Consider the following 19,369-nt stretch of genomic DNA (forward strand, 5'->3'; position numbering starts at 1 on the left):
TTTATGCGTTTCAACAGCCGATGTTTCAGCCGGCGTTGTCGTGCCCCAGAAACGGCTGGATCACTGCCGCGATCTGCGCAGGCGCTTCCATATGCAGGTGATGGTTGCCCGGAAACACGGCCAGGCGCCCGTCGCGCAGGTGCTGCAGTCGCTCGCTGCGCATCGGCTCGGGATAGTACGACTGCGCGGGAGTCGCGTAGATCACCTGCGTAGGGCAGGCGATGGCCTGCAGCAGGTTGTCGATCTGGCCCTCGCTGAGCCGGATGGCGGTGGGCAGCATCAGGCGCGGATCGCTGCACCAGCGATAGCCGCCCTCTACGGGTTCGACCCCGCGCTCGACCAGCAGGCGCGCGCAGCCTTCGCTGAGCTGGTTGGTCATCATCCGCGCGCGGATCGGCGCGGCGAGATCAGGAAAGACCCGAAGCTGCTTGCGCGAAAGCGCGCGCGTGGCAGTCACATGCTCACGCAGCCGATGCGCGGTGTCCTCTTCCGGTCCCCGCAGGCCCCCCAGCGCTTCGATGGCGACCAGGCGTTCAATGCGGTCACTGACCGCCGCCGTCAGGCTGGCGATGCCCGCACCCATCGAGTGGCCAAGCAGGCTGAAGCGCTCCCAGCCCAGCGCGTCGGCCACGTCAAGGACATGGCAGATCGCTGCAGCGGTGGTGTAACTGGCGCCGGGCGGGAGATGGGCGCTGTGGCCATGGCCAGGCAGGTCGATGGCCACCAGATCCAGATGGGGCAGATGCGGCGCGAGTGGCACGAAGCTGGCGGCGTTATCCAGCCATCCGTGCAGGGCCAGCACACGCGGGCCGTCCCCGTGATTGCGCAGGCCGGCCACGCGCGCGCCGCCGACCTCGAGTTCGAACCCCTGCAGGCTCATGCCAGCGAGGCCACGGCCAGCCGTGCCAAGGCACGCGCGTGCTCGGATCCATCGTTGAGGCAGGGGATGTAACGCATCCGTGCGCCGCGTTCGGCGAGGGTTTCAGTGAATCCCATCTCGACTTCTTCCAGCGTTTCCAGGCAGTCGGTGGCAAAGCCGGGACAGACCACGTCGATCTGCTTCACGCCGGCCTCGGCCAGCGCCCACAGGCTGGGTTCGGCATACGGCTGCAACCAGCGCTCGCGCCCGAAACGCGACTGGTAGCCGAGCTGCCACTCGCTCCGTTCCAGGCCCAGCGCATTGGCGATCGCCTGCGCACTGGCCTCGCAGCGCTGCGGATAGGGATCACCGCCATCGGCCAGGCGCTGTGGAATGCCGTGGAAGGAGAACATCAACCTCTGACCACGGCCATGCGCCTGCCAGTAGCGCTGGATGGAGGCTGCCACGGCCGCGACCCAGTCCGGGTCGACCGAGTAGTCCTGTACCAGGCTGACCGTGATGCGCGGATTCCTGCGCTGCCAGGCATCGACACGATCCTCCACCGATGCGGTGGTGGTGGTCGAATACTGGGGATAGAGCGGCAGCACGACGATGCGCCGCACGCCTTCCGCCGCCAGCCGGTCCAGTTCCGCGGTCAATGCGGGTTCGCCATAGCGCATCGCATGGCGCACGCGCAGGGTCGGCAGCAGAGCTTGCATGGCCTGCGCCAACCGCCGGGTATGGACCATCAGCGGCGAGCCCTCGGGCAGCCAGACCTGGGCGTACTTGGCGGCCGAGCGGCCGCTGCGCAATGGCAGGATCAGGCCGCGCAGCAGCGGCTGCCACAGCAGCGCCGGAATCGAGACCACGCGCGGGTCGGACAGGAACTCAGCCAGGTAACGGCGTACGGCGGGGGCCGTCGGCGTCTCGGGCGTGCCTAGGTTGACCGCCAGCACGGCGGTATCGGGTGCGTCGAGCATGGGTCTCATTGTCGCCGATCTGCCGCTGTATCGGGATGCAGGATCTGCATCGCAGGCATAGTCATCTCCGATGCGGGACCGATGACGCTCATTGCCGATTCATCACAACACTACTAATTTCAGTCACTTGCTATATCTTCCTATGGACTGACTTCTGGAGCCTGCCATGCGTCGCCCGATCCAAGCCCTGCTGATCGCCGCCAGCCTGCTGTCCAGCCAGGCCATGGCCGGGCCGCAGGAAGACCAGCGCGCCCGCAACGCGGTGCGTGTGCTGGCTGAAATCCAGGAAATCCCTGAACAGGGGATTCCGGACAAACTGCTCGACGAAGGCCGCGCGGTCATCGTCATTCCCGACACGATCAAGGCAGGCCTGGTCATTGGTGGCCGCCGTGGCCATGGCCTGATGTCGGTCCGCATGCCGAACGGCGCTTGGTCCAACCCGGTCTTCGTCAAGCTCACCGGCGGCAGCATTGGCTTCCAGGCCGGCGTGCAGTCGTCGGACGTGGTGCTGGTGTTCCGCAACGACCGCAGCCTGGACAACCTGGTCAACGGCAAGTTCACCCTGGGCGCCGATGCCGGTGTGGCGGCCGGTCCGGTCGGCCGCAATGCGGCCGCGGCCACCGACGGCCAGCTCAAGGCCGAAATCTGGTCGTGGTCGCGTGCGCGTGGCCTGTTCGCCGGCGTCGCCCTGGACGGTGCGGTGCTGCAGATCGACGATGCCGCCAACCTTGACGCCTATGGCAGCAACACCACGCCGCGGATGATCTTCGAGGGCCGGGCAGCAGGTGCGCCGTCGATGGATGTGGTCGCCTTCCGTGATCGCCTGGAGGAGGCGACCTATGCCGCGCGCAACAACCGTGGTGGCAATGGTGGCACGGCCTCGCGCCCGGCTCCGGCGCCGACGGTCGCACCGCCGCCTGTTCAGGCAGCCCCGGCGGTCCCGGCGGAAGCCACCACCGCGCCCCTGCAGAACGTGCCGCAGAACCCGCCGCCACAGCAGCAGGGCTTCCAGCCGGTCAATGAAGGCGAAATCCGCACGGAGACGCTGGGCGGGAACTGACTTTCGTCACGCGCGCCGGCTAACGGCCGGTGCGCTATGCTCGACAGCCTGATCACTAACGTAACGAGCGTCTTTATGGGCAGTTTCAGCATCTGGCATTGGTTGGTCGTGCTGGCCATCGTCCTGCTGGTGTTCGGCACCAAGCGTCTGACCAGCGGCGCCAAGGACCTCGGTTCGGCGGTCAAGGAATTCAAGAAGGGCATGCGCGACGAGGACAAGCCGAACGCGCAGCTGGGCGATGAGACGCGCAGCCAGGACGCCTCGCGCACCGCGCAGGACGAGCACGACCGCAACGCACGCTGATCCGGAGCGGTCGCGGTGTTTGATATCGGCTTCAGCGAACTGCTGGTCATTGCAGTGGTCGCCCTGGTGGTGCTCGGTCCCGAGCGTCTGCCCAAGGCGGCCCGTTTTGCCGGCCTGTGGGTCCGTCGTGCCCGCAATCAGTGGGACTCGGTGAAACAGGAACTGGAGCGCGAACTGCAGGCCGAAGAGATCAAGCGGCAGATGCAGGACGTGCGGCAGGGCATGCAGGACACCGAGAACCAGTTGCGTGCCAGCGGCGAGGCGATCCGTCGCGAAGCCGCGCAGGCACAGCAGCAGGGTGATGCGCTGGCGCAGGAGACGCGGGCACCGGCGCCGGCGGACCTGCCGCCGCATGTCAGCCAGGCACAGCAGGCTGCACCTCCCGCGTCCATGGGCGACGGCACTGCGGCCGATGCCGGCGGGGCGTCCGCTGCATCCGCAGCGGATGTAGACGACACCCGTCCGGTGCCAGCGTCGCAGAGCGAGGAGCGCGGCCGATGAGCGAACAGGATTTCGGCGAGAGCTCGCTGGTTGAGCATCTGGTGGAGCTTCGCGGCCGCCTGGTGCGTGCGCTGCTGGGCCTGGGCGTGGTGCTGCTGGCACTGCTGCCCTTTACCCAGAAGTTGTACAACGCGCTGGCCGAACCGCTGGTCTCGCAGCTGCCGAACGGCCAGACGATGATCGCCACCAACCCGGCCGGCGCCTTCTTCGCTCCGTTGAAGCTGACCTTCTTCGTCGCGCTGTTCGTGGCGGTGCCGTGGCTGCTGTACCAGTTGTGGGCCTTCGTCGCGCCGGGACTGTATGCCCGCGAAAAACGCCTGGCGGTGCCCCTGCTGGTGTCGTCGGTGCTGCTTTTCTACACCGGTTGCGCCTTCGCGTATTTCCTGGTGTTGCCGGCGGTGTTCCACTTCCTCACCACCTTCAGCCCCGATGTGATCGCGATCACTCCGGATGCCAACGCCTACCTGGATTTCGTGCTGGCGATCTTCTTCGCCTTCGGTGGCAGCTTCGAGCTGCCGGTGGCGATGGTGATCCTGGTACTGCTGGGATGGGTGACGCCGCAGCAGTTCAAGGAGGGCCGTGGCTACGCGATCGTGGGCATCTTCGTGGTGGCGGCCGTGCTGACGCCGCCTGACGTGGTCTCGCAGCTGATGCTGGCGATCCCGATGTGCCTGCTGTACGAACTGGGCATCCATGCCGCGCGGTGGCTGGTGCCGTCCTCGGTGGTGAAGAAGCCCGCCGCGTGATGCGGCAGCGCCGGGCATGGCCCGGCGCTACCGTTGGGCGTGCTCAGGCGTGGAAGACGTCGTTCGCCGGCGGCGTGGCCGGAACCGGCGGAGCGCCACGGCTGCCACGGTGCACGAACATCTGCTTCCAGGCGGCATACACCGCGCCGACGTACAGCGGCATCACCACGGTGGTCAGCAGCAGCTGTGCGATGAACACAGCCACCATCTGCCCCCCCAGCAGCATCGCGATCTGGATCACGATCACGAACAGGATGTAGCCGCAGAAGGCGGCGATCACGCCGAGCACAGCGAACACCGCCATCGCCGCGATGTTCTCGATGCAGCCCTGCAGGCTCAGGCGCAGCGCGTGCATGCCGCTCTGCTTGTCGAACACCACCAGCGCTGGCTGGGTGAACATAGCCAGGGTCAGGGCGATGGCGGTCACGAACACCAGCAGCATCCACAGTGCGATGCGCGTGGCCGGCAGCTGGGCGACCAGTTCGGCGGCGGCTTCGGGGCTGACCTGCTGGTTGCTGCGGGCGATCTCTTCCATCCGTGCCATGACGTCGCTGAAGGCGGCGAAGCCTTCGCGACCGATCATCAGGTACAGCAGCACGCCCAGCAGCAGGACCACCAGCACCTGGATCGCCAGCGGCACCAGCAGGTGGCTGACGCGGTGGTCACGGATCGGCTGCAGCAGGTGGGTCACCAGGCCGGGCCGGCCGTCGTCGATCTCGCCCATGGCGTACAGCATGCCGCCGAACATGATCGGCGAGACGGCCAGGGTCATCAGCTGCACGGCCAGACCGAGCGCGCCGGGCACCAGGGTGGACAGCAGGGTGACCACCCAGCTGACCAGCATCCAGGTCAGGCCGATCCGCGCCAGCTGCAGCGGTGCACGCCGGTACAGGGAGAACGTATCCAGCAACCACTGGGCGCCCGCCGAGGCCGGCAGCTTGCGAATCTCTTTCATGGACATCCGGAGAGGACAGAAGGGGAGCGGGCAGTACCCGCGCCGCCGATTATCCCTGTTTTGCCGCCGGCTGGGCTGAAGACTGCCGTGCCTGGCGGACGAAACGGCGCAGCAGCTGCCGGGCCAGGGGGGCGGCGCTGACCGCGCGCTCGATGCTGCGGGCACAGCCACCATGGCGGCCGATGCAGTCAGCCCGCGCACGCACGTAGCCGCGCATGTGGTGGGTGGCGAACTCGGGATGGAACTGCACGCCCCACGCCTGCCGGCCCCAGCGGAAGGCATGGCAGCCATCCTGCGGCGACCGTGCCAGCACGGCGGCCCCCTCGGGGGCACGCAGTACGGTCTGCAGATGGGTCGCGTGTGCCGCGAAATGCTGTGGCAGCCCCTGGAACAGGGGGTCCTGTGCTGCCTGCGGCTGCAGCTCCAGTTCAATGGTGCCCGACTCGCGTCCGGCCGGGTTGTAGGCCACTTCGCCGCCCAGCGCATGCGCCAGCAGCTGGTGCCCGTAGCAGATGCCGAACACCGGCACGTCATCGTGGGCGGCCTGCCGCAGCCACGCCGCGCTGCGCTCGCTCCAGTCGGCGTGGTCGGTGACGAAGGCGGCCGAGCCGGTCACCATCACCCCGGCGAACGCGCGCGGGTCGGGCAGGACGCCGCCGTGCTCGACATCGACCACCACCGTCTCGTGTTCTTCCAGGCCGGCGGCGACGCGGATCCAGTGCGGGAAACGCCCATAACGACGCAGCGAGGGCACTGGACGGCCGGTTTCAACAATCAGGAAGGGCGCTGGGTTCATCCGGGGGCGGCAGGACAGACAGGACTTCCTCGATTGTAGTCAGCCCCTGCGCCACCTTTTCAAGCCCCGCCTGGCGCAGGGTCCGCAGGCCCTCGGCACGGGCGGCACGGCTGAAACCGGCCAGATCCATGTCGGCGCGGATCTGCGCGCGAAGCCGCGAACCCAATGGCAGCAACTCATACAGGCCGATGCGGCCGAGGAAACCGGTGCGCCGGCACTCCAGGCAACCGACCGGCCGACAGGGCGTGGCGGCATCTGGATATGCGGCATGGCTATCAGCCAGTACCGCCCAATCGGCGGCACCGAGCGTATGCGGCGCTTGCAGTGCGGGCACAGGGTGCGCACCAGGCGCTGGGCGAGGATGCCGTTGACGGTGGAGGCCAGCAGGTAATGCGGCACGCCCAGGTCGAGCAGGCGGGTGATGGCCGAGGGGGCGTCGTTGGTGTGCAGGGTGGACAGCACCAGATGGCCCGTCAGCGACGCCTGTACCGCCATCTGCGCGGTTTCCAGGTCGCGGATCTCGCCGATCATGATGATGTCCGGATCCTGCCGCAGCAGGGTGCGTACGCCGCTGGCGAAGTCCAGGTCGATGTTGGTCTGCACCTGCATCTGGTTGAACTCCGGCGCGATCATCTCGATCGGATCCTCCACCGTGCACACGTTCACGTCCGGGGTGGCCAGGCGCTTGAGCGTGGAGTACAGGGTGGTGGTCTTGCCGGAGCCGGTCGGGCCGGTCACCAGCACGATGCCGTGCGGACGCTCGACCAGGGCGTTCCAGCCGGCAGCCTCCTGCGGGCTGAAACCCAGCTGGTCGATGCTCTTGAACGCCGCATCCGGGTCGAAGATGCGCATCACGCACTTCTCGCCGAACGCTGTGGGCATGGTCGACAGGCGCATTTCCACCTCGCGCCCACCCGGTGACCGGGTCTTGATGCGGCCATCCTGCGGCCGGCGACGCTCGGCCAGGTCCATGCGGCCCAGCACCTTGATGCGGCTGACCACGGCGGTCATCACCGCCGGAGGCACCTCGAACACCTTGTGCAGCACGCCATCGATGCGGAACCGCATGCGGCCCATGTCGCGGCGCGGTTCCAGGTGGATGTCCGACGCACGCTGCTCATAGGCGTACTGCAGCAGCCAGTCGACGATGTGCACGATGTGCTGGTCGTCGGCGTTGACGTCGCCGGTGCGGCCGAGCTCGACCAGCTGCTCGAAGCTGGGCAGGGCGGTGTTCACCTCGCCGCGCACGTCGCCGCGTGCGCCACGCACCGAGCGCGTGACGCCGTAGAACTCCATGGTGTAGCGGTGCAGGTCCAGCGGATTGACCACGGCCAGCTCGATGCGGCGGCGGGTCAGGTGCTGCAGGTCGCGGCGCCATTCCTGTACCAGCGGTTCGCTGGTGGCCACCAGCACGCGTTCGGCGTCCACCGCCAGTGGCAGGAAGCGATGGCGGCGCGCATAGGCGTGCGAAACCAGGGCCGTGACCGCCGCCACATCGACGCGGGTCGGGTCGATGCGCAGGTAGCGGGTGCCGGTGCGCCGCGCCAGCCACTCGGTGAGGCGTTCCAGGGTCAGTTCGCCGCCGTCGCTGGCGGCAAGCTTGAGGTTGGACAGCAGTACCAGCGGATGGACTTCACTGGCGTTGCGGGCGCCCTGCGCGGAAAACCGCACGCGCTCGCGGTCCTGCGCGGCCACCAGGCCATCGGCCAGCAGTGCGGCCGAGACCTGTTCAAACAGCAGGCGGCCCCACGGCAGCGGTACCGCGCCGGGCTCGCCGGGCGTGCCCGCCGGCAGCCGATGTTCCATCTGCCTGCTCCTCCCGGGTACGGAATGCCCCGCAGGTCGGCCGTTATACTAGCGCACCCCCTTGCCGGCCAAGAATCGTCCGCATGTCCGCGACCCCGACCGTTCCGATCACCTTCCAGGGCCTGATCCAGACCCTGAACCAGTTCTGGGCCCAGCAGGGCTGCGTGCTCATCCAGCCGCTCGACCTGGAGGTGGGCGCCGGTACGTTCCACCCGGCGACCTTCCTGCGTGCGATCGGTCCGGAAGGCTGGAACGCGGCCTACGTGCAGCCCTCGCGCCGTCCCACCGACGGCCGTTACGGCGAGAACCCGAACCGCCTGCAGCGCTATTACCAGTACCAGGTGGCGATGAAGCCGGCGCCGGACAACATCCAGCAGCTGTACCTGGATTCGCTGCAGGCGCTGGGCATCGACCCGCTGGTGCACGACCTGCGCTTCGTCGAGGACAACTGGGAGTCGCCGACCCTGGGTGCCTGGGGCCTGGGCTGGGAGGTCTGGCTCAACGGCATGGAAGTGACCCAGTTCACCTACTTCCAGCAGGCCGGTGGCCTGGAGTGCCGCCCGGTGCTGGGCGAGATCACCTACGGTCTCGAGCGCCTGTGCATGTACCTGCAGAACTGCGACAACGTCTACGACCTGGTGTGGACCTACGGGCCGGACGGACAGCCGGTGACCTACGGTGACGTCTATCACCAGAACGAGGTGGAGCAGAGCACCTACAACTTCGAGCATGCCGACGTGGAAGAAATGTTCCACCGCTTCGACGCCTGCGAGCGCGAGGCGCAGAAGCTGGTCGAAGTGGGCCTGCCGCTGCCGGCCTACGAGCAGGTGATGAAGGCCAGCCACACGTTCAACCTGCTGGATGCGCGCCGCGCCATCAGCGTGACCGAACGCCAACGCTACATCCTGCGCGTGCGTGCGCTGGCCCAGGCGGTGGCCCGGGCCTACTACGAGCAGCGCGAGAAGCTGGGCTTCCCGGGCGCGAAGAAAGCCTGACGGCCGCTCTCCCACCCTGCTTTTCATCACCCCCGGGGCGCCGGACGCGTTGCGCGCTGCGCCCCCCACCACAGGATCGAACCGATGAGCCAATTGTCCCCCCTGCTGATCGAACTGGGCACCGAGGAGTTGCCGGTCAAGGCGCTGCCGGGCCTAGCCCAGGCGTTTTTCGACGGTGTTGTCGAAGGCCTGCGCAAGCGCGGCATTGCCCTGGACACGGGCGATGCACGTCCGCTGTCCACTCCGCGCCGGTTGGCCGTGCTGCTGCCGGGCGTCGGCCTGGAACAGCCGGAGCAGCACAGCGAAGTGCTGGGCCCGTACCTGAACATCGCGCTGGATGCAGAAGGCCAGCCGACCAAGGCGTTGCAGGGCTTCGCCGCCAAGGCCGGCATCGACTGGACCGCGCTGGAGAAGACCACCGACAACAAGGGCGAGCGTTTCGTGCATCGTGCGGTGACGCCGGGCGCGAGCACCGCCGATCTGCTGCCTGAGATCCTGCGCGAGGCCATCGCCGCCATGCCGATCCCCAAGCCGATGCGCTGGGGCGACCACCCCTGGGGCTTCGCGCGGCCGGTGCATTGGCTGGTGCTGCTGCACGGCAAGGATGTGGTCGCTGCCGAGCTGTTCGGCCTCACGGCCGACCGCATGAGCCGTGGCCATCGCTTCCACCATGACAAGACCGTGTGGCTGACCCAGCCGCAGGACTACGTCGAATCGCTGCGCGCGGCCCATGTGCTGGTCGACCCGGCCGAGCGCCGCGCGCGCATCGTCGCCGAGGTCGAAGCCGCCGCCGGCAAGGCTGGCGGCAGTGCGCGCATCACCGAGGACAATCTTGAGCAGGTGGTGAACCTGGTCGAGTGGCCCTCGGCAGTGCTGTGCAGCTTCGAGCGCGCCTTCCTGGCCGTGCCGCAGGAAGCGTTGATCGAAACGATGGAGATCAACCAGAAGTTCTTCCCGGTGCTGGATGACGCGGGCACGCTGACCGAGAAGTTCATCGGCATCGCCAACATCGAGTCGAAGGATGTGGCCGAAGTGGCCAAGGGCTACGAACGCGTGATCCGCCCGCGCTTCGCCGATGCCAAGTTCTTCTTCGATGAAGACCTGAAGCAGGGGCTGGCCGCGATGGGCGAGGGCCTGAAGACCGTGACCTACCAGGCCAAGCTGGGCAGCGTGGCGGACAAGGTCGCGCGCGTGGCGGCGCTGGCCGAAGCGGTTGCCGTGCAGGTGGGTGCCGATCCGGTGCAGGCCCGCCGCAGCGCGGAGCTGGCCAAGAACGACCTGCAGTCGCGCATGGTCAACGAGTTCCCGGAACTGCAGGGCATCGCCGGCCGCCATTACGCGGTGGCGGGCGGAGAATCGCCGGACGTGGCGCTGGCCCTCGACGAGGCGTACCAGCCGCGCTTCGGTGGCGATGACATCGCGCTGTCGCCGTTGGGCAAGGTGCTGGCCATCGCCGAGCGTGTGGACACACTGGCCGGCGGGTTCGCGGCGGGCCTGAAGCCGACCGGCAACAAGGATCCCTTTGCCCTGCGCCGCAACGCACTGGGCCTGGCCCGTACGATCATCGAGAGTGGCTTCGAGCTGGACCTGCGCGCGCTGCTGGCCAGCGCCAACCAAGGCCTGGCCGCGCGTGGCGTGCAGGCCGATGTGGGTGAGCTGTACGACTTCATCCTGGATCGCCTGAAGGGCTATTACGCCGACAAGGGCGTGCCGGCCACCCACTTCAACGCGGTCGCCGAACTGAAGCCGGCGTCGCTGTACGACTTCGATCGCCGCCTCGACGCGATCGGCACGTTTGCAGCGCTGCCCGAGGCCGAGGCCCTGGCCGCCGCGAACAAGCGCATCCGCAACATCCTCCGTAAGGCTGAAGGCGACATTCCGGGCCAGATCGACCCGTCGCTGCTGCAGGAGGAGGCCGAGCGCGCGCTGGCCGAAGCCGTCACCGCCGCCATCGACGACACGGGCGCCAGCCTGCATCAGAAGGACTACGTGGCCGTGCTGGCCCGCCTGGCCCGCCTGCGCCCGCAGGTCGATGCATTCTTCGATGGTGTGATGGTCAATGCCGAAGACCCCGCACTGCGCGGCAATCGCCTGGCGCTGCTGACCCTGCTGGGCGAGCGACTGGGCAAGGTCGCCGCGATCGAGCATCTGTCGAGCTGAGTGGTCGCGCCGGGCCACGCCCGGCGAACGCGCGGTGTGGTGCTGGAAGAAGCCGCCGGGCATGGCCCGGCGTTACCGACATCATGCGGATGATGTCGGTAACGCGTATTTTGACCGCCACTTAACAACCGATGCCTGAAGGCGTGATGCATTTCGCATCGTCACGTTGGGTCGGTATGCTGTGCCGCATGCAGCCAAAGAAATACGCCCTGCCGCTGATGGTCCTGTCGCTGGTCGCCACCCCCGTGGCCCACGCGCGCGGCACCATCGACAAGGTGGACATCAAGGGATTGGACAAGGGCGACGACGCCGCGATCATCGAGAACATCCAGGAATCGCTCACGCTGTACGACACGATCGGCAAGGAGCAGGGTGAATCGCGGCTGGAGTACCTGCTGTCACAGGCCGAGCGGCAGACCCGGCAGGCGTTGGAGCCGTTCGGGTACTACAACCCGGTGATCACGGTGGAGGCGCCGCGCCAGGACGAGCATGTGCAGGTGCTGATCCACGTCGACAAGGGCACGCCGGTGACGGTGCGGCGCGAGCACATCGACATCACCGGCCCGGCCATGTACGACCAGTACCTGCAGGATGACCTGACCGCCTTCAAGCCGCGCAAGGGCCAGCGTTTCGAACATACCCAGTACGAAGCCAGCAAGATCACCATCACCCGCCGCCTGGCCGAGCGTGGCTACTTCGATGCCGATTACACCCAGCGCCAGGTACAGATCACCCGCGCCGACAACGCCGCGGACATCGACCTGACCTGGGACAGCGGCCGCCGCTACAACATGGGCCCGGTCCGGTTCGAGCAGGATTACTTCGTCGACAAGCTGTTCGATCCGCTGGTGTACTGGGAACAGGGCAGCTACTACCACGAAGGCAAGCTGGACCGGCTGCGCGAGTCGCTGACCAAGCTCGACTACTTCAGCGTGATCGACATCCAGCCGCGGCCGGACCAGGCCGACGACAATGGTGAGGTGCCGGTCGACGTCAAGCTGACCCGTGCCAAGCGCACGATCTACACCGCGGGCCTGAGCTACGGCAGCGAGAGTGGTCCCGGTGTACGCGGCGGTGTCGAGCGGCGGTTCCTCAACAACCGCGGCCACAAGATGAACACCCAGCTGGACTATGCGCAGAAGCGCAAGAGCCTGGTGACCAGCTACCGGATTCCCGCGTTCGCCTGGCTTGATGGCTGGTATACCTTCGCCGCCAGCGCCTACGACGAGCAGACCGACTACATCGACCTGCGCAACTTCAAGCTGATCGCCAGCCGCAGCGGCGAGATCAACGAATACTGGACCGCGATCGCGTCGGTCAACGCGCTGCGCGAGCGCTGGCGCTATGCATCGGGTACCGAGTTCACCGACGCGGTCTACAACACCTCCACGCTGGTCTATCCGCAGCTGGTGGCCGACTACGTCAATGTCGATGACGAGATGTTCCCGCGCAAAGGCATCAGCGGCACGGCCACCGTGCGCGCGGGCGTTGAAGGCGCCGGCTCCGATACCAGCTTCGTGCAGGCCAATGCCGTGCTTCGCTGGTACGTTCCGGTGGGCGAAAGCAACCGCCTGATCCTGCGTGGCGAGGGGGGCACCACCTGGACCAGCGATCTGGTGGCGATGCCACCCAGCCTGCGCTACTTCGCTGGCGGTGACCGCAGCATCCGTGGCTATGCCTACCGCGAGGTGGGCCCGCGCACGCCCGCGCCGGACAAGTACGCGCTGGGTGCCAAGAACCTGGTGATCGGCTCGGCCGAGTACGAGCACTACTTCAACGGTGGCCCCTGGGGTGCGGCGGTGTTCGTCGACACCGGCAGTGCCTTCGACAACACCATCGACCTGCATACCGGTGTGGGCTTCGGCGTGCGCTGGAAGTCGCCGGTGGGCCCGGTGCGCATCGACGTGGCCCACGGCCTGAACAACCCGGATTCGCAGTTCCAGCTGTATCTGAACATCGGAGCGGACCTGTGAGCACGCCCGCACAGACCCCGGGAACACCGCCGCCGCGCGTGCGCTTCTATCGCCGCCGCCGCTTCTGGGCATGGTCTGGCGTGGGCGTGCTGGGTCTGGTCCTGCTCGGCCTGCTGCTGCTGTACTGGCTGCTGCAGACCGTGGCCGGCCGTGACGTGCTGCTGGCGCAGGTGGTCGCGCGCCTGCCGGTGGGTGCCAGCTTCACCTGGGACAAGGTGGACGGACCGGTGGCCGGCCCGCTGACGCTCTACAACGTCGACTTCCGCTATGACGACATCCACTTCCATGCCGAGCGCGCGTACCTGGAGCCGGACCTGCGCCCGCTGCTGGGCCGCAAACTGCTGCTCGACAGGCTGGAACTGACCAATGCCTCGCTGAACCTGGCCAAGAGCGAGGAGCCGTTCAAGCTGCCGTCGTGGCCGGACTCGCTGCCGCAGATCGAGATGCCGCTGGCCATCCAGGCCGACGCCATCGCCATCGACGGTTTCCGGGTGACCCAGGCCGGTGAACCGGTGATCGACATCAGCCGCGTGCGCGGCGGGGTGGAAATCGCCAACGGCGAATTCCAGGCGCGCGCGCTGGTCGTGGACAGCGATATGGGCAACTTCACCGCCCAGGGCCGCTACATCCCGGCCAAGGACTACGACACCGACGTGACCGTCACCGCGGTGCTGCCGGCGCCGCGTGGGCGCACGGCCGCCACGCTCGGCCTGGTTGCACGGGGCAATCTGGCGCACATGGAAGTGGCCGTGGCCGGGCGCGCGCCCAAACCGCTGCATGCGATGCTGGTGTTTGACGGGCGGACCGATCCGAGCTGGAGCGCGACCGTGCGCAGCGACGAACTGGACCCGGCTCTGCTGTCGCCAGCGCTCGCGGGTTCGGCCATCGCGCCACTCGCGCTGGATTTCAGCGCCACCGGCAAGGGCGGCAACGCCCAGCTGCGCGGCACGGTGAAGCAGGGCGAGCAGGCGCTGGAGCTGGCGCCCTCGGTCATCTCGCTGCAGGACCAGGTGCTGAAGGTCTCGCCGCTGGTGGTGAAGGGACTGGGGGGCGAGGCACGCCTGGAAGGTACCGCTGATTTCAGCCAGGAAGACCAGCAGAAACTCGATTTCTCGGTCATCGCCCATGATCTGACCTGGGTGCCGGCGGAGGATCCGAACACCGTCGGTGGTCCGCCCGTACCGGTGACACTGAAGGAAGCCCGCTTCGGCCTGGCAGGGACGCTGAAGGCATGGGCTGCGATCGGTCGTGCCGACGTGGAGCGTGAGCAGCAGAAGGCGCAGCTGCGTTTCGACGTGCGCGGCAACGACCAAGCGGCCTCGATCCGCGAGCTGCAGGCGCAGACGCCCGGCGGGCAGTTGCAGGTGGAGGGCCAGGTGGCATGGGCCCCGCAGCTGGACTGGGATGCCAAGGCCACATTGAAGGACTTCGATCCGGGCTATTTCGTGCCTGGATGGAATGGCCGGCTGTCGGGCAACCTGGCGTCCAAGGGCCGCCAGCTGCCGCCGCCGGCAAACGCCCCGCCGGGTACCGCCGGCACGCTGGAAGCCACGGTCGATCTGCCGTCGCTGAAGGGCGTGCTGCGTCAGCGCAATCTCGATGCGCAGGGCAAGTTCGCGCTGCAGGGCGAACAGGGCCAGGGCGAGCTGAAGCTGGCCGTCGGCAGCAGCCGGGTCACCGCCTCGGGCAAGGTGGGCGACCGCCTGGACATCGACGCACGTTTCGAACCGCTGCAGCTGAGCGACCTGCTGCCTGGCGCCGATGGCGGCCTGCGCGGGGAGGTACAGGTGACCGGCCCGCGTGACGCACCGGACATCACCGCGGACCTGGTCGGCAACAACCTCAACTGGGATGGCTATGGCGCCGAGAGCCTGAGCATCAAGGGGCGGCTGCCGTGGCGTGGCGACAGCGGCACGCTGGCCGTGCAGGGACAGCAGGTCAACGCCGGCATGCTGCTGGAACGGTTGAACATCGATGCGCAGGGCAGCGTGTCGAACCTGCGCCTGGCGGCACAGACCCGCAACGAACTGGGCGCGATCGACCTGCAGGGCAGCGTGCGCCAGCAGGGCCAGCAATGGCGGGGCGAACTGGCTTCGCTGCGTATCGCACCGGTGAAGGGCGATGCCTGGGCGCTGCGCGCGCCGGCCGCCTTCGCCATCAACAATGGCAGCTACACGCTGGCCGAGGCCTGCCTGGCTGCCGCCAGCAGCGGGGCGCTCTGTGCGCAGGCGAACTGGCCGCGCGAGGGCCTGGTGGTGCGCGGCGATGCGTTGCCGCTGGCACTGGTGCAGCCGTGGCTGCCGCCGCAGTCCGGACGTCGCATCTACCTGCGCGGCGAGCTCGGTCTGGATGCGCAGATCCGGCCGCGCGGCAATGCGTGGGAAGGACACGTCGAAGTGCGTTCGCTGGAGGGCGGGGTGCGCCTGGGCGAGAACCGCAACGTCGGTGGCGACAGCACCCGCGGCGAACTGGTGCGTTACGACCAGTTCTCGCTGAAGCTGGACATGACCCCGGCCAGCATCAAGGGCTATCTGGGCATGGGCTTCCAGGGCAACGGCTTCGTCGATGCCAGGATGCAGACCGGCTGGGAAGCCAGCGCGCCATTGAACGGTGAGCTTTACCTCAACATGTCGCGGCTGTACTGGCTGGAACTGTTCTCGCCGGACATCGTGCGCCCGACCGGCCTGATCGAGGGCCACGTCAGCCTGCGCGGTACCCGTGGCCAGCCGTCGCTGGGCGGCGACGCGCAGCTGAGCAATTTCAAGGGCGAATTCCCCGCGCTGGGGCTGACGTTCGACCAGGGCAAGGGCAGCTTCGTCGCCCAGCCCGACGGCTCGGCCAAGATCACCGCGCAGGCCAACTCGGGCCAGGGCACGCTGTATGTCGATGGCGGCCTGTCCTGGTTCGGTGATGCGCAGCCGCTGCAGCTGAAGATCCACGGCGAGAACGTGCTGCTGTCCAATACCAGCGAACTGCGCATCGTCGCCAACCCCAATCTGGACTTCACCCTGGCCAAGGCCGCGATGGAGCTGCGTGGCACGGTGCACGTGCCGGAAGCGGACATCGATCTTGAGCGGCTGGATCGCGGCACGTCGGTTTCCGAGGACGTGGTGGTGCTGGACCCGGCCGATCCGGAGGAATCGCGCACCTCGCCGCTGGACATGGACCTGACCGTCAGCCTGGGCGACAAGGTGAAGATGACCGGCTTCGGCCTGAAGGGCGCGCTGACCGGCAAGATGCAGGTCTGGGCCAAGCCCGGTCGCGAAATGACCGCCAATGGCGGGCTGGAGGTCAGTGGCCGCTACAAGGCCTATGGCCAGGACCTGACCATCACCCGCGGCAACCTCAACTGGAACTACAACGCCGTATCCGACCCGCGCATCAACATCCGCGCCGAGCGCCGGATCGGTGATGTCACCGCTGGCATCGACGTGACCGGCCGTGCACAGCAGCCGCGTGCGGACGTGTGGTCCGACCCGGCGATGTCGCAGTCCGAAGCGCTGGCCTACCTGGTGCTGGGCCGCAGCCTCACCGGTGCCAGCAGCGACCAGGCCCAGCAGGTCAATGCAGCCTCGGCCGCACTGTCGGCCGGCAGCGGCCTGCTGGCGTCGCAGCTGGGGGCCAAGCTGGGCCTGGACGATGCGGGCGTGAGCCAGTCGCGCGCGCTGGGCGGATCGGTGATCGGCGTGGGCAAGTACATTTCGCCCAAGCTGTATGTGGGCTATGGCGTATCGCTGGTCGGCGCCGGTTCGGTGATCACCCTGAAGTATCTGCTGCGCCGCGGTTTCGACGTGGAAGTGGAGTCGAGCACGGTGGAAAACCGCGGCTCGATCAACTGGCGGCGGGAGAAGTAACCCGCCGCCATCGACCGGTAGCGCCGGGCCGCGCCCGGCGGGCGCCGCGCACGGCCCCCAACCATCGGCCGTTGCCCCTGCCGGCCCCAGCGGCTATGGTCCCGGGCTGTTCTGTCGTACCGGATCGCCTCATGTCGCCACGCAAAACCCTTCCTGCCGCCCTGGCCCTGGGCCTCACCCTCGCTGCGGGCGCCCACGCCGATGAAGGCATGTGGATGCCGACCCAGCTGCCGGAGCTGGCCAAGCCGCTGCGCGCAGCGGGCTTCATGGGCGATCCGGCCGACCTGGCCAACGTCACCGCACCGCCGCTGAGCGCCGTGGTGCGGGCCGGCGGCGGCACCGGTTCGTTCGTTTCCGCCGATGGACTGCTGTTGACCAACCACCATGTGGCGATGGGCGTGATCCAGTACAACAGTTCGCCCGAGCACAACCTGATCGACAACGGCTTCATCGCCCAGGGGCGCGCCGACGAGCGGCCGGCCAATCCGGACTTCCGCGTGCTGGTCACCGTTGGTTTCGACAAGGTGACCGATCAGGTGCTGGCCAATGCCCGTGGCAAGACCGGCCGTGCGTACTTCGATGCGGTCGATGCGGCCAGCAAGCAGATCGTGGCGGAGTGCGAGAAGGACGGCAGCGTGCGCTGCTCGGTGGCCAACATGTACTACGGCACTGATTTCTACCGCATTGCCCAGCTGGAACTGAGCGATGTGCGCCTGGTCTACGCGCCGCCGCGTGCGATCGGCAACTACGGCGACGAGATCGACAATTTCATGTGGCCGCGCCACACCGGCGATTTCACTCTGCTGCGTGCCTATGTCGGCAAGGATGGCAAGCCGGCCGCGTACAGCAAGGACAACGTGCCCTATCAGCCACCGGCGCACCTGAAGATGTCCGTTGAAGGTCCGAAGGAGGGCGATTACGCGATGCTGGCCGGTTACCCGGGCATCACCTACCGCCACCGCACCGCGGCCGAGTTCGCCAGCCAGGTCGATGCGGTGCTGCCGCGCCGGGTATCGGTGTTCCAGCAGATGATCGACACCCTCGAGGCAGCCAGCGCCAAGGATGCACAGGCGCGTACCCGCTACGCCTCGCAGCTGCAGTCGCTGAAGAACAACCGCAAGCGTGCCGCCGGCGAACTGGAAGGCCTGCTGCGCAGCGATGCCAAGGCGCAGCGCGCTGCCGACGAGTCGGCCATGCTGGCGGCCACCGACCGCCGGTACCGGAGTGACATCCAGGCGTTGCTGGCCAATCTCTCGCAGGGCGCGGCGGTGGGTGAGCGCGACCTGCTGCTGGAGCAGATGGCCAACCAGAGCCAGCTGCTGCGCTCGGCGCTGCTGCTGGAACGCCTGCGCATCGAGTCGGCCAAGCCGGATGCACAGCGCGAAAGCGGCTACCAGCAGCGCGACCAGGCGATGATCGAGGGCGTACTCAAGCAGGTGCAGCGTCGGTATGCAGCGGAGGTCGAAAAGGCGCTGCTGACCACCCTGCTTACGCGATACCAGCAGTTGCCGGACGCGCAGCGCGTGGCCGAGTTCGATGCCGCCTTCGGCCGCACCCCGGCGCAGCTGGCGCAGGCGCTGGACACGCTTTACGCCAGCACCCGGCTGGGCGACGAGGCGCAGCGTCTCTCACGCCTCGCCGCTGCGCGCGAAGGCAAGGCCCTGGCACCCGATCCGCTGATCGCAGTGGCCGCGCCGCTGGTGGCGGCGCAGCTGCGCATCGAGAACGAGAGCAAGACCCGCGAAGGCGAGCAGCTGCGCCTGCGCCCGGCCTACATGCAGGCGCTGTTCGCCTGGCGTGCCAAGCAGGGCCGCGCGGTGTACCCGGATGCCAACCGTACCCTGCGCATCAGCTACGGCAAGGTCGAGGCACTGCACCCGCGTGACGGCGTGACCTACTCGCCGGTGACCACGGTGGCCGGTATCGTCGAGAAGAACACCAACGCCTATCCCTTCGACGCACCGGCTCCCCTGCTGGCCGCCATCGCCAAGGGTGATTTCGGTAGCACGGCCGATCCGGCCCTGAAGACACAGACCGTCAACTTCCTGACCAACCTCGATACCACCGGCGGCAATTCGGGATCGCCGGTGCTCAATGCCAAGGGTGAACTGATTGGCCTGAACTTCGACAGCAACTGGGAATCGGTCAGTGCCAGCTGGTGGTTCGATCCGCGCTACAAGCGCGCCGTGCACGTGGACATGCGCTATCTGCGCTGGCTGCTGGCCAAGGTCTACCCGGCGCCGGAACTGTTGAAGGAAATGGGCGTTCCGGCCCAGTAAGACGCCGGCCACGACCCCGGTCGTGGCCCGCACCGCGTAGGCCCCCCACGCCGGTGGGGGGTGTTGCCCCCAACGAGCCCGTACGTCTGGCCGCCTCTGGCC

General features: G+C 67.7%; 13 protein-coding genes and 1 pseudogene. 9 read left to right on the top strand and 5 right to left on the bottom strand.

From position 1 onward, the window contains the following. Positions 1-25: 25 nt before the first annotated feature. Positions 26-880 (bottom strand): alpha/beta hydrolase, encoded by an 855-nt coding sequence (locus N7367_RS14115; RefSeq protein ID WP_279942616.1) that lies wholly within the window; start codon positions 878-880, stop codon positions 26-28. Further along, positions 877-1,839, bottom strand: coding sequence for a ferrochelatase (gene hemH, locus N7367_RS14120; RefSeq protein WP_279942618.1), 963 nt, complete (start codon positions 1,837-1,839; stop codon positions 877-879). Before hemH ends, N7367_RS14115 begins: the two co-directional genes overlap by 4 nt. 166 nt (positions 1,840-2,005) lie before the next feature. Between hemH and N7367_RS14125 the strand changes: the two genes are divergently transcribed. From N7367_RS14125 to tatC, 4 genes are all read left to right on the top strand, one after another. After that, a complete protein-coding gene (locus N7367_RS14125) occupies positions 2,006-2,899 on the top strand; it encodes a YSC84-related protein (protein WP_053517681.1) in 894 nt (297 codons plus the stop codon). Positions 2,900-2,974: 75 nt separating this feature from the next. Then, the gene (gene tatA / locus N7367_RS14130; RefSeq protein WP_053517682.1) at positions 2,975-3,202 is read left to right on the top strand and encodes a Sec-independent protein translocase subunit TatA; all 228 of its coding nucleotides are present in this window, start codon (positions 2,975-2,977) and stop codon (positions 3,200-3,202) included. 15 nt (positions 3,203-3,217) lie between these two features. After that, positions 3,218-3,703 (top strand): Sec-independent protein translocase protein TatB, encoded by a 486-nt coding sequence (gene tatB / locus N7367_RS14135; RefSeq protein ID WP_065181400.1) that lies wholly within the window; start codon positions 3,218-3,220, stop codon positions 3,701-3,703. Next, on the top strand, positions 3,700-4,449 hold the full coding sequence (tatC, locus tag N7367_RS14140) for a twin-arginine translocase subunit TatC (protein ID WP_010482410.1): 750 nt from the start codon (positions 3,700-3,702) through the stop codon (positions 4,447-4,449). The genes tatB and tatC overlap by 4 nt, the downstream gene beginning before the upstream one ends. Positions 4,450-4,492: 43 nt before the next feature. Here the strand turns inward: tatC and N7367_RS14145 are convergent, their stop codons facing one another. The 3 genes and pseudogenes from N7367_RS14145 to N7367_RS14155 all read right to left on the bottom strand — a co-directional run bounded on the left by N7367_RS14145 (position 4,493) and on the right by N7367_RS14155 (position 8,006). Continuing rightward, positions 4,493-5,404, bottom strand: a complete 912-nt coding sequence (locus tag N7367_RS14145) for a BPSS1780 family membrane protein (RefSeq protein WP_053517685.1) — start codon at positions 5,402-5,404, stop codon at positions 4,493-4,495. 49 nt (positions 5,405-5,453) lie between these two features. Beyond that, entirely contained in the window at positions 5,454-6,200 is a 747-nt protein-coding gene (locus tag N7367_RS14150; protein ID WP_279942619.1) for a glutamine amidotransferase, read from the bottom strand. Beyond that, positions 6,172-8,006: pseudogene (locus N7367_RS14155) on the bottom strand (GspE/PulE family protein). The gene N7367_RS14150 and the pseudogene N7367_RS14155 overlap by 29 nt, the downstream one beginning before the upstream one ends. 83 nt (positions 8,007-8,089) lie before the next feature. On the opposite strand from N7367_RS14155, the gene glyQ reads away from it, so the two are divergent. From glyQ to N7367_RS14180, 5 genes are all read left to right on the top strand, one after another. Continuing rightward, complete coding sequence (glyQ, locus tag N7367_RS14160) at positions 8,090-9,001, top strand: glycine--tRNA ligase subunit alpha (RefSeq protein WP_053517689.1); 912 nt, start codon at positions 8,090-8,092, stop codon at positions 8,999-9,001. An 84-nt stretch (positions 9,002-9,085) separates the two neighbouring features. Further along, the gene (glyS, locus tag N7367_RS14165) at positions 9,086-11,161 is read left to right on the top strand and encodes a glycine--tRNA ligase subunit beta (RefSeq protein WP_279942620.1); all 2,076 of its coding nucleotides are present in this window, start codon (positions 9,086-9,088) and stop codon (positions 11,159-11,161) included. 176 nt (positions 11,162-11,337) lie between these two features. Beyond that, a complete protein-coding gene (locus N7367_RS14170) occupies positions 11,338-13,134 on the top strand; it encodes an autotransporter assembly complex family protein (RefSeq protein WP_053517726.1) in 1,797 nt (598 codons plus the stop codon). Next, positions 13,131-16,988 carry a translocation/assembly module TamB gene (locus N7367_RS14175; RefSeq protein WP_279942621.1) on the top strand — a complete coding sequence of 1,286 codons (3,858 nt, stop codon included), beginning with the start codon at positions 13,131-13,133 and terminating at the stop codon, positions 16,986-16,988. Before N7367_RS14170 ends, N7367_RS14175 begins: the two co-directional genes overlap by 4 nt. A 131-nt stretch (positions 16,989-17,119) precedes the next feature. After that, complete coding sequence (locus N7367_RS14180) at positions 17,120-19,267, top strand: S46 family peptidase (protein ID WP_279942622.1); 2,148 nt, start codon at positions 17,120-17,122, stop codon at positions 19,265-19,267. Positions 19,268-19,369: the final 102 nt, after the last annotated feature.

The organism is Stenotrophomonas sp. GD04145 (genome assembly GCF_029835135.1).
Lineage (GTDB): Bacteria > Pseudomonadota > Gammaproteobacteria > Xanthomonadales > Xanthomonadaceae > Stenotrophomonas > Stenotrophomonas maltophilia_P.

Excerpts from the sequence above, each read along its gene's own strand:
- N7367_RS14115 (WP_279942616.1), bottom strand. The coding sequence starts at position 880 with ATGAGCCTGCAGGGGTTCGAACTCGAGGTCGGCGGCGCGCGCGTGGCC.
- hemH (WP_279942618.1), bottom strand. The coding sequence starts at position 1,839 with ATGCTCGACGCACCCGATACCGCCGTGCTGGCGGTCAACCTAGGCACG.
- N7367_RS14125 (WP_053517681.1), top strand. The coding sequence starts at position 2,006 with ATGCGTCGCCCGATCCAAGCCCTGCTGATCGCCGCCAGCCTGCTGTCC.
- tatA (WP_053517682.1), top strand. The coding sequence starts at position 2,975 with ATGGGCAGTTTCAGCATCTGGCATTGGTTGGTCGTGCTGGCCATCGTC.
- tatC (WP_010482410.1), top strand. The coding sequence starts at position 3,700 with ATGAGCGAACAGGATTTCGGCGAGAGCTCGCTGGTTGAGCATCTGGTG.
- N7367_RS14145 (WP_053517685.1), bottom strand. The coding sequence starts at position 5,404 with ATGAAAGAGATTCGCAAGCTGCCGGCCTCGGCGGGCGCCCAGTGGTTG.
- N7367_RS14150 (WP_279942619.1), bottom strand. The coding sequence starts at position 6,200 with ATGAACCCAGCGCCCTTCCTGATTGTTGAAACCGGCCGTCCAGTGCCC.
- glyQ (WP_053517689.1), top strand. The coding sequence starts at position 8,090 with ATGTCCGCGACCCCGACCGTTCCGATCACCTTCCAGGGCCTGATCCAG.
- glyS (WP_279942620.1), top strand. The coding sequence starts at position 9,086 with ATGAGCCAATTGTCCCCCCTGCTGATCGAACTGGGCACCGAGGAGTTG.
- N7367_RS14170 (WP_053517726.1), top strand. The coding sequence starts at position 11,338 with ATGCTGTGCCGCATGCAGCCAAAGAAATACGCCCTGCCGCTGATGGTC.
- N7367_RS14180 (WP_279942622.1), top strand. The coding sequence starts at position 17,120 with ATGTCGCCACGCAAAACCCTTCCTGCCGCCCTGGCCCTGGGCCTCACC.